At 54.9% G+C, this 15129-nt stretch carries 16 protein-coding genes; 7 read left to right on the top strand and 9 right to left on the bottom strand.

Going from position 1 to position 15129, the window contains the following annotated elements:
• Position 1 precedes the first annotated feature (1 nt).
• The 3 genes from ABD76_RS08485 to coxB form a co-directional block, all read right to left on the bottom strand.
• Complete coding sequence (locus ABD76_RS08485; RefSeq protein WP_197255962.1) at positions 2-622, bottom strand: cytochrome (ubi)quinol oxidase subunit III; 621 nt, start codon at positions 620-622, stop codon at positions 2-4.
• A complete protein-coding gene (ctaD, locus tag ABD76_RS08480) occupies positions 619-2469 on the bottom strand; it encodes a cytochrome c oxidase subunit I (RefSeq protein ID WP_197256011.1) in 1851 nt (616 codons plus the stop codon). The genes ABD76_RS08485 and ctaD overlap by 4 nt, the downstream gene beginning before the upstream one ends.
• A gap of 62 nt (positions 2470-2531) precedes the next feature.
• The gene (coxB, locus tag ABD76_RS08475) at positions 2532-3605 is read right to left on the bottom strand and encodes a cytochrome c oxidase subunit II (protein ID WP_197255960.1); all 1074 of its coding nucleotides are present in this window, start codon (positions 3603-3605) and stop codon (positions 2532-2534) included.
• 544 nt (positions 3606-4149) lie between these two features.
• Here coxB and ABD76_RS08470 point away from each other — a divergent pair.
• On the top strand, positions 4150-4917 hold the full coding sequence (locus ABD76_RS08470; protein ID WP_197255958.1) for a hypothetical protein: 768 nt from the start codon (positions 4150-4152) through the stop codon (positions 4915-4917).
• 160 nt (positions 4918-5077) lie between these two features.
• Here ABD76_RS08470 and ABD76_RS08465 read toward each other — a convergent pair whose 3' ends face one another.
• A complete protein-coding gene (locus tag ABD76_RS08465; RefSeq protein WP_006677863.1) occupies positions 5078-5266 on the bottom strand; it encodes a hypothetical protein in 189 nt (62 codons plus the stop codon).
• Between the two features lie 321 nt (positions 5267-5587).
• On the opposite strand from ABD76_RS08465, the gene ABD76_RS08460 reads away from it, so the two are divergent.
• Both ABD76_RS08460 and ABD76_RS08455 read left to right on the top strand, forming a co-directional pair.
• Positions 5588-6766: an MFS transporter gene (locus ABD76_RS08460; RefSeq protein WP_197255956.1), complete on the top strand. Its 1179-nt coding sequence runs from the start codon at positions 5588-5590 to the stop codon at positions 6764-6766.
• A gap of 135 nt (positions 6767-6901) precedes the next feature.
• On the top strand, positions 6902-7189 hold the full coding sequence (locus ABD76_RS08455; protein WP_197255954.1) for a transposase: 288 nt from the start codon (positions 6902-6904) through the stop codon (positions 7187-7189).
• A gap of 39 nt (positions 7190-7228) precedes the next feature.
• Here the strand turns inward: ABD76_RS08455 and ABD76_RS08450 are convergent, their stop codons facing one another.
• Positions 7229-8017, bottom strand: a complete 789-nt coding sequence (locus tag ABD76_RS08450; protein ID WP_197255953.1) for a sporulation protein — start codon at positions 8015-8017, stop codon at positions 7229-7231.
• Positions 8018-8234: 217 nt separating this feature from the next.
• Between ABD76_RS08450 and ABD76_RS08445 the strand changes: the two genes are divergently transcribed.
• Both ABD76_RS08445 and mscL read left to right on the top strand, forming a co-directional pair.
• Positions 8235-9140, top strand: coding sequence for a diacylglycerol/lipid kinase family protein (locus ABD76_RS08445; RefSeq protein ID WP_242069456.1), 906 nt, complete (start codon positions 8235-8237; stop codon positions 9138-9140).
• A gap of 87 nt (positions 9141-9227) precedes the next feature.
• A complete protein-coding gene (gene mscL, locus ABD76_RS08440; RefSeq protein WP_197255951.1) occupies positions 9228-9737 on the top strand; it encodes a large conductance mechanosensitive channel protein MscL in 510 nt (169 codons plus the stop codon).
• 115 nt (positions 9738-9852) lie between these two features.
• Here mscL and ABD76_RS08435 read toward each other — a convergent pair whose 3' ends face one another.
• From ABD76_RS08435 to ABD76_RS08425, 3 genes are all read right to left on the bottom strand, one after another.
• Positions 9853-10164, bottom strand: a complete 312-nt coding sequence (locus tag ABD76_RS08435) for a dipeptidyl aminopeptidase (protein WP_197255949.1) — start codon at positions 10162-10164, stop codon at positions 9853-9855.
• Positions 10165-10372: 208 nt separating this feature from the next.
• Positions 10373-11146, bottom strand: a complete 774-nt coding sequence (locus ABD76_RS08430) for a TrmB family transcriptional regulator (protein WP_197255947.1) — start codon at positions 11144-11146, stop codon at positions 10373-10375.
• 185 nt (positions 11147-11331) lie between these two features.
• Entirely contained in the window at positions 11332-12093 is a 762-nt protein-coding gene (locus ABD76_RS08425; RefSeq protein WP_197255945.1) for a zinc ribbon domain-containing protein, read from the bottom strand.
• A gap of 502 nt (positions 12094-12595) precedes the next feature.
• Here ABD76_RS08425 and ABD76_RS08420 point away from each other — a divergent pair.
• Both ABD76_RS08420 and tlp read left to right on the top strand, forming a co-directional pair.
• Positions 12596-13288, top strand: a complete 693-nt coding sequence (locus ABD76_RS08420) for a GTP pyrophosphokinase (protein WP_197255943.1) — start codon at positions 12596-12598, stop codon at positions 13286-13288.
• A gap of 223 nt (positions 13289-13511) precedes the next feature.
• Positions 13512-13736 (top strand): small acid-soluble spore protein Tlp, encoded by a 225-nt coding sequence (gene tlp, locus ABD76_RS08415; protein WP_197255941.1) that lies wholly within the window; start codon positions 13512-13514, stop codon positions 13734-13736.
• A 537-nt stretch (positions 13737-14273) separates the two neighbouring features.
• Here tlp and ABD76_RS08410 read toward each other — a convergent pair.
• Positions 14274-15129, bottom strand: an 856-nt coding sequence (locus ABD76_RS08410) for a reverse transcriptase domain-containing protein (RefSeq protein ID WP_197255939.1), incomplete at its 5' end; no start/stop codon positions are given.

Below are 15129 nucleotides of genomic sequence, written 5' to 3'. Positions count from 1 at the left end.
CTTACCCCACCTTTCCCATCAAGTAGACAACCGTAAAGATGAATACCCATACGACGTCGATGAAGTGCCAGTAAATAGCCGACACATACACCTTAGGCGCCGTAACCAGGTTCAGCCCTTTCTTGAAAAGCTGGCCGATCAGGATGGAGATCCAGACGACGCCGAAAGCAACATGCGCGCCGTGGAATCCGACCAGCGTATAGAACGATGTACTGAAGGCGCTCGTCGTAAACGTATGGCCTTCATGGACGTACTCGACGAATTCGTAAATTTCCAATCCCAAGAAGCAGAAGCCAAGGACGACGGTCACGATCAGCCACGTAATCAGAGACTTGACGTCCTTGCGGTGCAGAGCTTGAACCGCGAATACGCTCGTCAACGAACTTACCAGCAGGATGGCCGTTGCCGCCGCAATCATCGGAAGCTGGAACAGCTCATTGGCAGCCGGACCGTCGCCAATCTGATCGCGGAGCGCAAGGAACGTCGCGAACAGCGTGCCGAACAACACCGCTTCGCCGCCAAGGAAAAGCCAGAAGCCAATTACTTTATTGCGGCCGTCTAACGTCGCTTTTTCCGGTTCGTGCGGCCATTGGCCGTCAGCGTGGTGTGCAGGTGCGCTCATGCTTTTACCCCCTTCTGCTCCAACTCTTCCGGTTCAATATGATAGCCGTGATCGTCTTTGACGGAACGAATGACCATGCAGGCGAACGTAATCAACAATCCAATAATCGCAATGAGATGGTTGTTGAACAGGAAATTCAATGCCCCATTTTTGAAATCGTCCTTGGCGAACATGAATCCGAAGCCGGCGATGAACAGGCCGACGGACATCATGAACGGCAAGATGGAAGGTGAAGGCATATGGATCGCCCCAACCGGTTCGGCCGGCGTCATCTCCGTACGGCCTTCCATCTTTTCTTTCCACCAAGCGTCATAGCCGCGCACAAGCGGAGTCTGCTTGAAGTTATACTCCGGCGGCGGAGAAGGAATCGTCCACTCCAGCGTGCGTCCGTCTTCCCAAGGATCGTTGCCCACAACCTGCTTCTGGCGGTGCGAGACCACAATGTTTGTCAGGAAAAGCAATACCCCAACCCCCATCATCAGCGCCCCGATCGTACTGATGAGGTTCATCGTATCGAAGCCCTGGTTCGGCAAATACGTAAAGATGCGGCGCTGCATCCCGATCAAACCGAGGAAGTGTTGAACGAAGAACGTCAACTGGAAGCCGATCCAGAACATCCAGAACGTGGCCTTGCCTATCTTCTCGTTCAGCATCCGGCCGAACATCTTCGGCCACCAGTAATGGAAGCCCGCGAACAAGCCAAGAATCAGCCCGCCTACAATCGTATAGTGGAAGTGGGCTACGACGAAATAGGTGTCATGGAACTGGAAGTCTGCCGGCGCCGCGGCCAGCATGACCCCGGTTACGCCCCCCATAACGAACGTAGGGATAAAGCCTACGGCAAATAGATTGGCGGTGGTGAACTTAATCGAACCGCCCCATAACGTAAATACCCAGTTAAATATTTTGATCCCCGTCGGAACGGCAATCAGCATCGTCGCTACCGAGAAGAGCGCGTTCGCAACCGGTCCCAGACCGACCGTGAACATATGGTGCGCCCAGACCATGAAGCCCAGGAATCCGATGAGCACGGTGGCGAAAACCATCGAGCTGTACCCGAACAGACGCTTGCGCGAGAATGTGCTGACGACATCCGAGATAATACCGAACGCCGGAAGAATCAGAATATATACTTCAGGGTGACCGAACAACCAGAAAATATGCTGCCATAGAACGACGTTGCCGCCATTCGGCGTATAGAAAAAGTTCCCTCCGAAAAGACGGTCGAACATGAGCAAGACGAGACCTACCGTAACGGCAGGGAAAGCGAACAAAATGAGCGCGGACGTAATGAACGCCGTCCAGGTGAACATCGGCATCCGCATGAATGACATGCCCGGCGCACGCATGTTAATAATCGTAGCCAGAAAGTTAATTCCGCCGATCAGCGTTCCGAGACCGGAAATCTGCAGCCCGAGAACATAAAAGTCAACTCCGTGATGCTGGCTGTAGTCCGTACTGGACAATGGAACATAGGAGGTCCAGCCTGCGTCGGGCACCCCGCCCAACAGCCAGCTCAGGTTGAGAAGCAGCCCTCCGAAGAAGAATGTCCAGAAGCCGAGCGCGTTCAGGAACGGGAACGCAACGTCCCGCGCCCCGATCTGCAGCGGGACAATTGCATTCATTAGGGCGAATATGAGTGGCATGGCGCCCAGGAAGATCATGGTCGTTCCATGCATCGTAATCAATTCGTTGAATGTCTGAGCATCCACGAACTCGAAATTCGGTTTGATCAATTGTATACGTATCAAGATGGCCTCAATACCGCCGATACCGAAGAACAAGCCTCCGGCAATAAGGTACAGAATACCTATCTTCTTATGGTCGACCGTCGTCAGCCAATCCATTAAGCCGCGATGACGCTTCACCGTGTGAGCCAAGGTCGTTACCTCCCCTAGAAGATGCTTTTCTATTGCTTATTGATTTCTTTCAGAGAATCAAGTTTGTATTCCGCCAGATATTTTACAATGCCGTCCAGCTCTTTCTCTGACAATACGCCCTCGAATTTAGGCATCGTATTCCCTGGCTTCACCTTCTGCGGATTCAGAATCCACTGGCGTAAATGATCTTCCACCACTTGCTGCTCAATCGGCTCGTCAATCGTATCCCGGTTGAGCATGATGCCGGCGACAGCTTCGCGGCTTCCCGTTCCCTTCAGGTTCGGGCCGAGGGAAGGCGCATTATCGATAGCGTGGCAAGTCAGGCAGTTCTGCTTGAAGCTCTCGGCGACTTGCGCATCGCCTTCGAACGGCTTGGGCTCTGCCTTCATCTCATTAACCCAAGCGTTGAACGTCTCCTCGCTTACCGATTTGACCTTGAACTCCATCAAGGCGTGGGACTGTCCGCACAACTCGGCGCACTTGCCCCGGTATACCCCAACTTCGTTCGCGCTGAAGTACATTTTATTCACGTTGCCCGACGGGTTGGTGTCCATCTTCCCTGCGAGAGCAGGTACCCAGAACGAGTGGAGAACGTCGGCCGTCCGCAACTCGACCGCCACATTTTTCCCTGTCGGGATGACTAGATCCTGTGCTGTATGTACGCCCAGTTCAGGGTATTCAAATTCCCACCAGAATTGGTGCGCGGTTACCTTGACCTTGATAGCGTCCGGATCCTTGCTGTAATCTTCAGCGAAGGCGAAGACGTACTTCACGGTCGGCACTGCCAGAATAATCAAGAGGAGAATCGGAATAACCGTCCAAATAACCTCCATCTTGTGATTGCCTTCGACTTGCTTCGGAATCGATTGGTCACCCGGCCGTCTGCGGAAGCGGATGACGGCATAAATGGAAAGCGCGAATACGGCAACGACTACGAGCGTCATAATCGAAATCGCAATCTTCATCAGACCGAACTGACCCTCTGCTATCGGCCCCTGTGGATTGAGAGCGGACAAATCCGCGCGGCCACAAGCGCTGAGCAGCAAGACGAGCCCGGCTAACAGAGGAAGGAGTCGCTTCACTGCATGCCACCGTTTCATCATTGATCAACCCCACTTTGTACGTTTTCGCTGATTACCGCATCTCATGCCCCTTCACTGGCCTTTCTGTCCGAAAGCATCGGCATACATTCATGCGAACGTATACATTATGCTCCACGCGCGGTATTCCAATCCTCTCGGCACGCTTCAAATCGGTACGGAAGAAAGGCTTCGACCGTGTCAGGCAGCGGCATGTTGCATGCGCTTACGCATGCACATAGCTATCCAACCGGTCCCCATGGAGTCACCGGCTCTAGCACGGATGTCGTAATCCTGTCAATTAATACAATCACTTACCTAAATATAATTTCCAATATTTTATTTGTCAATGTTTCGGAGGGAGTTCACAAAGTGTTCAGAAAGTCATTTTGGCCCGTTATATCAACAAATGCAAACGCTTACAAAATGATTTTACCCCTATCGAAATGTGTCGAAAGCAAGAAGATGTTGTCAAATTTTCGATTCTCAAACATTGACGGCGGTGCTCCCCTGCATACTTATACCCGTTTTTCAGAAAAATAAAGTAAATCGTGAAGGAGGGATGCTTATGTCGTCAAATAATGGTCACCAACATAAACGGAATGTTCACTCAATTGTCACTTATACCGTCTGTGCGCTAAGCATTGCCATCGGCTTGACGGGGTGTATCGGCTATCGGTCCGAGAAGACGAGATCCTACGACGGAAACACGACCGCCAATTACGCGAACCGGAAGACGGTGCAGCCCCTGGAAAAGAGGCCCTCGACCCCGACCGATTCCGATATCGCCACGCCGGATTACAGCGCCAAGGGCAACAGTCTGGAGCGGAAACGATTCGCCCGCCCGGAAGTGCATCGTCCCAACACATTGTATGTGGACCGTCCGCTGAGCGCTCTCGTCAGCAACATTGACGGGGTCGCCGTCGGCTATGTTCTAAGGTGGAACGACACGGCCTACGTGTCTTTGACACTCGACGGGACCGCCAACGGGGTGAACGGGCGAGGCGGAAAAGGGACGCGGGAGCAATACGGCATGGGACGAATCGAAACCAGCGGCGTTCTCGACGACGAGATGAAGCGCAAGGTTCCCCGGATTGCGACCAAGCACAGCCCTATGCGCACGCTGGAGCGGATGGACGATCTGTCCGATGAATTCCTGCATACGGTGGACACGGCTATTCGGCGTCATGACCCGAGTATCGCCAAAGTATACACGAGCGCCAATAAGGAGCTGTTCAATTCGGTATCGATTCACGCGTTGCGAGCCTATCCGGGGGAGTCGCTGGAATCGGTGCAGGACATTATCCGTGAAGATCTGCGCCGCTATATGCGGTAAGTGAGGCCCCTTCCTCGTCGCAGGACGCAAAAAAAGCGCTCCGACCTGTTCGGAGCGCTTATTATCTCTATATCTAAAAAATGACGCCTTCCTGATTGCCACACGTCCTGAACGCGGCCGATACATCCATCTGCCTGCGTCTCTGCCGTGACTGCGTGAATTACGACACGCTGCTGTCAATCTTGCCAAGCTCAAGCTCTACAAGATGAGTTAGTTCGTCTTCATAGCCTCCCATAATCCGGTACTTCCGGATATACTCCCTCACAAACTTCCGCGGATTCTTCGGACGGAAAATGCGAGTCATCTCCAACAAACTTTCTTTCACCTCGTTGTGACCTTTCGTTGCCATGAAAATTCCCTCCCAAAAGCGTTGTAGAACATGCTCCGCAATGGAGTACAGCCTGGACGTATCGCTTCTCTTTCTGGAAATTCGCAACCGTTTCTTTATTATAACATATTCGAAAGCGCAGCAAAAACACACCGCTAATGTTCGCCACGCCAATGAATCGGGCACCCTAGAAGTGAACCGCTATTCCGCTTTTTTCGCCATAACTCCGGCGCTTCCGGGGCGCGGGCTCTGAAGCACGGCTCCCGGCGTCCTGTCCCGCTTGCTGGCAAGCGGTTGCCGGACACGCTATAATGGGATAATTAGGAAAGGGGCGTTACTTGCTTGAAGGGATTACGGGGACTTGGATTGGGCAGAGACATCGCATTGTTGGCTATTATTTTATTTTTTGTGGAGTTCGTTCGGGGAGCGGCCCTGATTTCATTCATTCCTATTTACGGAAAAAATACATTGCATATCAGTCTGGCCATTATCGGAACGGCCATTACCGCTCATTATTTAACGGATACGATTTTGAAAATGGGGATTGGATATTTGCTTGACCGCTTCTCCCCCCGGCTCATCATCAATGCCGGTTTATTGATTTCATTCGCAGGCATCGGCCTGTTCTATTACGGTTCAAGCGACTGGCTGTTCATCGCGGCGGCCGCCCTGTATGGCGTCGGCATCTCTCCGGTATGGATCGTCTGCCTCACCAAGGTGAAGGAAGAGAACCGGGCCGCGCAGATGGGATTTCTCTATACGATCTGGCTTGTGGGGATGGGGGCAGGCCCGGTCGTGCTCAACCTGATCGTGGACAAGCGCCCGCAGACCGCCTTTCTGCTGCTGTTCGCCTTATCGGGCATCGCGTGGGCGCTCAGCTTCTTCATCAGGGGCGGCAAGCAGCAATTGGCCGGGGCAACGCCGGCTCCGTTCAAGCAGCAGTGGGACGCCCTGCTGGCGAAAGTGAAGGCGATGAAGCCGCTTCTCCCGGGCATGATTCTCCAGACACTGGGCGCGAGCATGCTCGTCCCCATTCTGCCGACCTTCGCCGCGGAGGCGCTCTCCTTCTCGAGCCAGCAGTACTCGGTGCTGCTCGTCCTTGGCGGCGGCTTCACTGTGCTCGGGCTTGTCCCGATGGGCAAATGGTCGGACCGCGTCGGCCGCAAGCCGTTCCTGATTATCGGCTTCGGCATCTTCGGCCTGGCGCTCGCTTCGCTGTCCCTCTATCCGTCCGTCATCTTCGCTTACGGATTGGCCGTGCTGCTCGGCATATCCTATTCCGCGGTGCTGCCGGCCTGGAACGCGCTGCTGGCGCTGTATGTCCCGCCGGGGAATAAAGGTCTGGGCTGGAGTCTGCTCTCCACCGTGGAAGGGATCGGGGTGCTGCTCGGCCCCGTAATCGGAGGCGTCATCGCGAGCGCGTCGTCCGCCGGCACGGTTATCTGGATCAGCGCCGGCCTGTTCGCCGCCATTTCCATTATTTATTTGTTGTTCCCTTCCCGCTGGTTCGCGGAAAGGTAAGCCCGCGCCCAGACAGCCGGGCAGCGAACCGGACCCGGATACAATTCGTTGACAGGGGGCATCTATAATAGGGAGCCTGCGCGACGGCACCGCCCTCGCAGCAGACGGATGCTGAAGAAAAGGAGTTGCGCACCGATGACAAAAGAACAGGAGCATAATCAATATAAGATGCATCCCATGTCCCGCGATCGGGTCGAGGTGGACGGCATATACGCGAATGAATGGGGACGGGAAGAAGTGCTTCACCGCGGCCAGCACTTTCCCTCGGATCCGCAGTTGGGCGCGTCCGAGTGGGAGCTGAAGGAGTTCATGTTCGACAATCACCATGAAGGCCGGACCGATCCCCGTCTCGTGCCCAAAGCGGAAGAGGAGCCGCCGAAGCAGATGCATCCGCGCAAGCATACCGATCGGGGCGATAAATAAGATTGACGATACCGGGGCCTGCGGGCCCCTCGTCTTCTATCAGGTTACATAGCGATATTGTGTTCGAATCCATTCGGCCAGTTCCTCCGCCAGTTCCTCCGCGCCGAGCAGCCGCCATTCCATATCCGACAGATTGTAATGCTTTATTCTATGATCGGCTTCGATCGGGCCGGCGAGCGGCTTCAGCCTCATTTCTTCCCATGCCGTCTCCGTATACACATACAGCTCCATCCCTTCCTCACCCCGCCAAAATACAAGCCGCAGACCGGAGATCAAATCTTGGAAAGAAGAGGCGGCGACGAATTCAAACGGCTGCATGAACGAAGGGAAACCGCTTCCATCCCATGGTAGGCAGTGAATGCTTCGCAGCCGAAAGCCCAGCCGGTTCACCGCATCGATAACGATGCTCTGCTCCACGCTCGGAATCACCTCAATCCGGTCCTCATCCGAAGGCTCCCGCGCCTCCCCGTTCTCCATCACCGTCTGCAGCCAGACGGATGTCTCTCCGATAGTCAAGGGCAAATGAGCCGGAAGCTGAATGCAAAAAGGAAGCTCCTTCGTCTCCAGCGGACCCGCGCACACATAGGAACAGACGGGATAACGCATCAGCGTGCAGGCCCTCGATATGCCTTGCGGAAGGTGCGGTTCTGCATAATCGGTCTGCAAAATCAAGTGAATCCCTTCGATTCTTCGGGACAAGGGGCCGCCGCGAAGCTTCACGATGCCGCGCATCTGCTCGCCCGGCGCATAGCGCCCCCGCTCCAGCAAGGTATCAATCTGGCTTCCTTCGTACATCGCGCTTGCCAAGAAACGATTGAACATGGACATGCGGCAGCAGCCTCCCTGGAATCCTTTTTGGCGATAACGGTCCATGCATACGATGGCCCATTCGATCCATTCGACGAATCCCTTATTTTTCCTGCTCCTTGCCGGGAACTTCCTTGCAAAAAGTTCACGCAAATCATCGCTGTTTTGCTATGATAAGAGAATCATAGTTGACCCTGGTCCAGCATCGTGTTGGACTCGAATGGACATAGGAGAGAGCATGATGCTGTTTGTGGTGAACCGCAATGCGGGGAACGGAAGAGGAATATGGATCTGGCGCAGCGTAGAGGACTGTCTGCGGCAATTCGACATCCCTTACGACTCCAGTCTTACACGGACGGCAGAAGAAGCGGAGGAGGCGGTCCGGCACTATGTGGAGCGCAATCCCGGCGCTCTCATCGTCGTGATCGGGGGAGACGGCACCATTCACCGCCTTCTGCCGCTGCTGGTCGCCACGGAAGCAGCCCTGGGCATTATCCCCGCGGGTTCGGGCAACGATACGGCGCGCGGCTTCTCCCTTCCGACGGATCCGCTCGAGGCGCTGCATACGATTCTCCATGGACAGCGGTCCATCGTTGATCTGATTTATGCGAACGGCCAATGGACGCTGACCGCGCTCGCGACCGGATTCGATGCGGATGTGGCGCAGTACGTGAATTCGATCCGCTATAAAAGGTGGTTCAACCGTCTTGGCATCGGCTCGCTTGCGTATGTGTACGGCATGCTGCGCACCTTGTTCCGGTTCCGGCCGGCAGATGCCGACATCGTCGTGGATGGAGCAGACCGCTCCTTCAAGGACGTCTGGCTCGCCGCCATCACCAACGTCCCCTATTACGGGGGCGGCATCCCGATCTGTCCGGATGCCGAGGCCGGGGACGGACTATTGGATGTCTGCGTCGTACACGGCTGCAGCCGCTGGGAACTGCTGCGGCTCTTCCCGACGGTCTATTCGGGACGCCATCGCACGCTTCCGTATGTTACCATGCTGCGCGGCCGGCAGGTAGGCATCCGCTCCGCGATCCGCCGCTGGACATACGGGGACGGAGAGTGCGTCTCGGCGACCCCGCTGCACGCCGCTGCCGCTCCGGGCAAGCTGCAGTTGATGATTCCGCAGCGCTCGCGCTGACCGGGGCGCTGCGCCCGGCTGCCATGATGCTGGCCGTATGTCCTCATTCGGACGGCCAATTCATATAAGAAAGGACAATGAATACGGATGGCCAAATCAAAAGTAGGCTCTTTTTTTGAAGAGTTCAAGCAATTCGCCGTTCGGGGCAATGTTATCGATCTCGCCGTCGGGGTGATCATCGGAGGCGCGTTCAACAAAATCGTCACCTCCATCGTCAACGATCTCATCATGCCGCCGATCGGCAAGCTGTTGGGCGGAATGAACTTCAAGGATCTGTTCATTCCGCTCGATCCGGATCTGGTCGTGAATGGACAACCCGTCTCTTCCTTGTCGCTTGCCCAAGCGCAAGAAGCCGGGGTTGCCGTCATTGCGTACGGCCAATTCATCAATGTTATCATCGATTTCCTGATTGTCGCTTTTTGCGTCTTCCTTATCGTGAAGGGCGCCAATATGCTGCACCGCCGGAAGAAGGCAGAAGAAGCGCCGGCGGAGCCGACCACGAAGGAATGCCCATACTGCCTCTCGGAAATTCCGAAGGAAGCCGTACGCTGCGCCCATTGCACGTCCATGCTGGACGAGTCCGGCGCGCGCGCTTAGCCGGCCGGAATGAAGCAAGGCCTTCTCCTCTGCATGCGTGTCACCGCATGTCCGGGAAGAAGGCCTTGCTTCTATTCATTCGAACGCATTGCCGGACAAGTCCGCTCCCATTCCGCTACATCGGCCGGTTTGGCTTGTTCATCAATTGTTCGGCTATGGCGCGCAACTGCATGTCCGGGGTGTAGGATTCCTCCCCGATATCCAGCTTTTTGACGCGAATCTCTTCAATATCGCCATCGCTCGTATTCGGCTCGAAAATCAGACTGTCTTTATCCGTGCAGCGCACGTTATATCCCATCATCCGGAACATCTCTTCCAGTTCCGGCGGCGTCGGCTTCTTCCCTTCCTCCGTCATGACCAGCCCGCGCAGCTTCGCAATCTCTCCCGCTCCGCGATGTACCGCTTCAAAATGAACAATGCACTCCATCTGACTTCCTCCTCTATGCTGTCGCCCGGCTTGGTTCCATCCAGATGGTAGACTGCCCGTCGCGCCACGCCCGATGCACCGCGCATCACGCTCTCTTGAAAGCTTGGCCTGGCAGAGCGACGCATCACATTTCTTCCTATATTAATCAATACGCAATGAATTGATTCGCGTTCCAGGAATTTGTTTTATTTTTCACAAAGTTCGAAAATTAGTCAAAATATTTGGCCATAATCTCCTCAATCCGTTCGCTGAAGCGCCGCTGGCCGTCAAGGTCCATCTCCCGCTCCAGTTCATACAGCACCGCCTCCTGCAAGAAATGGCTCAGGACGAGGCGCGTCACGGCCGGGTGCTCCGTCAGCAGCGCTTTGGTCGCGTGCCCGCTGCCTCGCGCCCCAATCAGCGTCTCCCGCCGGTCGACGACAAAAGCGAAATGCCGCGGCTCGCTCTCCACCGTACCCGACATCGGCCAAATCCGTTCGGTCGTCCGGCCTTCATGCCCGGCGATCGACCACAGCACCTTCACTCCCCGCGCTTCCGCCAGGAGCAGCTCCTCCCGCAGCTCGGCCGCTTCATCGGGCCATACATCGACGATAATCTCCCGCTCCGCTTCATGCAGCGTGCGCTTGATCGTATCCGATACGGCCCGCTCCCCTTCGACACTGTAGAAGGAGCTGCCGTCCGCTTCCGCCGCAGGCATATGCTTCTCCACATAGCGCAGCGACGTCTCCAGACGGGCCGCCAGCAGCTTCGTCAGCTCCTCCGCCGGCAGGGCCGCATAATGAGACGGATCTCCCTTGCGGTGAAGGATGACGCCCTGATCGACGAGGCGCTGCAGCGCGGCATAGACGTTGGAACGGGATACCCCCAGCTTTTTCGCGATTTCATATCCGGTCATTGCGCCCTGCTCAGACAAGCTTACAACAATCTTTGCTTCCATTTCCGTGAACCCGAGCGCTCGCAAATGCCGTACGAGTCCTTCCATCAGGCCAGCCTCCCACTCTACGAATACATCTGTCAGATACCAAGGCTGTTCACCTGGCGTTCCCTGTTGTCATTGTAACTCAATCCGGAGATTTTTTCATCGAATACGGTCGCTATTTGTCGACAGTCCGCATAAAAAAGAGAACCCTCAGGTTCTCTTCAAGTCGTCCCGCGGCTCTTCGCCGTTCATATAAATGGCGTGCCGCAGCGCTCGCACCACTTGGCCTCCGGCTCTGCGGCGGAATTGCAGTTCGGGCAGCGGCGAACGGAAGGCTCCTCCCGCTTCGGGACCGGTCTGCCGCCGACGGTAATATTCATCTCCCGTCCGGACCGGCTGGACTCCAGCGGCGGGATGGAGAAATCCTCCTTCTGCCTTGCCAGGCCGTCGCGAGACGAGAGACGGTCCGGATGGTACGTGTAACGTGCCTCCGCCTCGCGCTCCCCGTCTTCCTCCGACTGCGGAGACTCCCATCGGCCGTCATCTTCCGCCGCAGGAGCCGATTCGGATACAGAGGACGGTTGATGCGTATAGACTCTCGTCTCCTCTTCCTCTTTGCCCCATTCCTCGTCCTCTTCGAACAGCTCCTCCGGCGCCTCCGGCAGCTTGCGGCCGCAGGCAGCGCAATAATTCGAAGTTATCGGCGCCACTTCTCCGCATTCGCACCGCTTCTCATGGCGCAGCTCGCTCACCTTCCATTCCAACTGTTTGATCTCTTCTTCCAGCAGCAGGTTGGCGTCTCCAAGCGCCATCACCTCATCTTCCGCCAGCGTCAAATCCTTCTTTTTATAGGCATCATATACCCGTTCGCCGATCAAATACACATTCTGCTCGATCTCTTTGCGCCGGGCCGCAATCTGTGATTGCAAACGATTGATTTCAATGACATTTTGCGCCTTTTCCGATGCTTTGCTGGCGCCTTCTCTCAACTTTTGCAAGATTCGATTCATAAGCAATCCCTCCCTTTCCATGCCCACCGTTGAACATGGCCCCTTATCCCAATACACAGGACGGCGCGGATCGAAACAGACCCTTCACACAATCGGGGTAATGCTTCCTCCGTTCTTCCATGGCGGGCATGCCATCCGTTGCCGTGCAGAGCCGGTTCCAGAACCAAGCCTCTTGTTCAACGTATGCGCAACTGATACAGAACATGTACAACAACTGCTTCACAAATCGGGCGCCCCGCAAGCCCGCTCAGCCATGATGTATCGGGGGTGATTTATTATACTACGAAGGAACCCGCGATTACTATGGGAAAGGAGATGCCTTTTTTGGCCAAGCCTGTGGTCTCTGCGGTTCCATTCCGCAGCGGCTCGGCATTGGCCGCCGGATGGGCGTGCTTTGATATTCTGCCCCCGAATCCGTTACAATAGAAGAAGCATACGGGCAATCCGGTAATCCATTTGCCGATGTCTCTTGCATACTACGCAATTACACGAGGAGATTCGTATGTCACAGACCGATATCATTATGAAGCAGTACGAAGAAGTGAAGCAGCTCCCGACATTGTATCAATTGGCTCTGGAAGAGCTGGAGACCAAGATCAAGGTCATCCAAGCGGAGTGGAAGCTTCGCAACGGCTATGAGCCCATCGAGCATATTAAGACACGCCTTAAGGAGCCAAGCAGCATTTTCAATAAGCTGCAGCGCAAGGGCCTTCCGCTCACCCTCGATTCGATTGTGAACAAGATCTACGACGTGGCTGGAATGCGGATCGTATGCGCGTTCGTCAAAGACATCTACCTGATACTCGATCATTTGAAGACCCGCGATGATATCCGCATTACCGAAATCAAGGATTATATCGCCAATCCGAAGGCGAACGGCTATCAGAGCCTTCATATTATCGTCCAGGTTCCGCTGGTCCTGTTCGAGGATACGCGCTGGATATATGTGGAGATTCAGCTGCGGACGCTGGCCATGGATTTCTGGGCGAGCCTGGAGCACATTATCTATTATAAATTCGAGCAGCAGGTGCCTTCTCACGTCATTAAGGAATTGACGGAAGCAGCCAAAGCCGTAGACGAGCTGGATCGGAAAATGCTTGATTTGCGCAAAGAGATACTGTCTTACAATCATGAGGATTGGCTCAAAGGAATCCAGAATGGCCTGTCTCTTCGCGACATTGCGTCAGCGCCATAGAATGCGCGAATCGCGTGTTCCGATTCTCCCGCCATGCAGTCCGGCAGCCTTGCCCCCATGGTGCTTCTATAAGGCGCGGCAGCCATCCGGCATAAAAAACGGGCGGCTGATGCACCTTATCAAATGACGCCACGAACGCGGACATGCGCAGGCGGACCTTCGGGGCCGTCTGTCTTGTCGCGCCGCGTCCACCATACTCGGAAAGGCAAAGGAGGCCTTGCATATGCCAAAGCCGGACAACCGGGCGGACAATGCAGCGCATATTCAGAACGCAATCGACAATACCGTGGAGAATCTGCGGGAGAGCGAGCAGTATTTGTCGGAGCACGCAGATGAAATAAGCAAAGGCGAGCAGGCGCAGTTGAAGGCGAAGAACGAACGCCGCCGCGACAGCATCGAATCGCTGGCGGACGAGCGCCGTGACGAGCAGCCGTACGCCAAAGAGTAACCCGCATGCATAGAGAACCGGGGGAAGGGGAGCTTCCTCCGGTTCTTTGCGTTACGTGCGCCCTTTCCCTTCCCTTGGCCAGATGCTTCTATTCGCTGCATTTCGCTTCACTATCCGCGTATCGTCATCATCGCCGCCTTTGGGCCATTATCCCCTTCGCTCATATGCTCGCGCCGTCCCGCCGTTGTCCTAACGGTGTTCTTGTTTCTATGTCCCTTGTTCCGCTACACGATAGGTCATATTCGCTTCCTTTACTCCATTATCCCATTCACTCATAAGCTTGCGCCGTTCGGGGTTCCTCTCGTCCGGTCCTGTTTTGGGCCGCATGATCGATTATCCCATTCGCTCATATACAGAAACTTTACACCCTTTTCCCTCGTTCTTCCCAGCTCTCTTTCTCCGCCAGCCGCTGCCGCGCGCCCCGACAGCAGACAAGCGCTGCGGACGGACCGGGCCCGCCCAAGACAATCGAGTAGGAGGGGGCGCCTAGCCCCCGACCTCTCACACCACCGTACATACCGTTCGGTATACGGCGGTTCATGTTATATTCCGCAATAGATTATATCTGTCCTGTAGACTTCTCAAACCTTGTTCGAGCCAGTAGTTGTTATTTAAGGCCCGATCGAGAATTGGACTATGAGCGCACCACCAGTATTTCTTCCGTGAATTGCCCCACTCCCTTGCCTTCTGCTTTGAGATACCTAAGGCTATCAGGTTTCTTACCCTGGTCCTTGGCAGCTTCCATTGCTTCCAGATGCACATCCGCAATCTTCTGCGTATCCATGAATCGAGGATTCCGAAAATGGTTGGCGTGTCCGCCAGTGCATAGTATCCGCACCATCCCGTCAGGTACTGGTTCAGCTCTCTTATCCGCTCTTTCATCGCGACCGGACTTTTCCTTGCGGTAAGCTCCCTTATCTTCGCCTTCACTCGTTTCAGGGACGATTTGGATATTCTCACCTTAGGATTCTCTTTGTCCGCACTCAAGCTAAACCCCAGAAACTTTCGTTTCCACGGACGGTCTACCGCACTTTTCTCTTGGTTGACCTTTAACTTTAGTTTCTTTTCAATGAATTGCGTTATCGAGTGCTTTACCCGAGTTCCTGCCTTCCATGTCTTTACGTAGATGTTGCAGTCATCTGCGTACCTTACAAATTTCAGGTGTCTCTTCTCCAATTCCTTGTCCAACTCGTCCAGTACAATATTGGACAGGAGCGGACTTAAGGGGCCTCCTTGCGGAGTTCCCTTTCTGCTCGGTTGTACAAGTCCATTTCGAAGTATCCCCGATTGTAGATACTTTCGGATTAGCTTTAACAGTCCTTTGTCTGTTATCCGTTCTGCCAATTTCGCCATCAGTCGGTCATGGTTGACTCGATCAAAGAACTTCTCTAAA

Source organism: Paenibacillus dendritiformis (assembly GCF_015845845.1).
Lineage (GTDB): Bacteria > Bacillota > Bacilli > Paenibacillales > Paenibacillaceae > Paenibacillus_B > Paenibacillus_B dendritiformis_C.
Note: the sequence above shows the minus strand (reverse complement) of the source record. Positions and strands in the feature narration are given on the sequence as shown.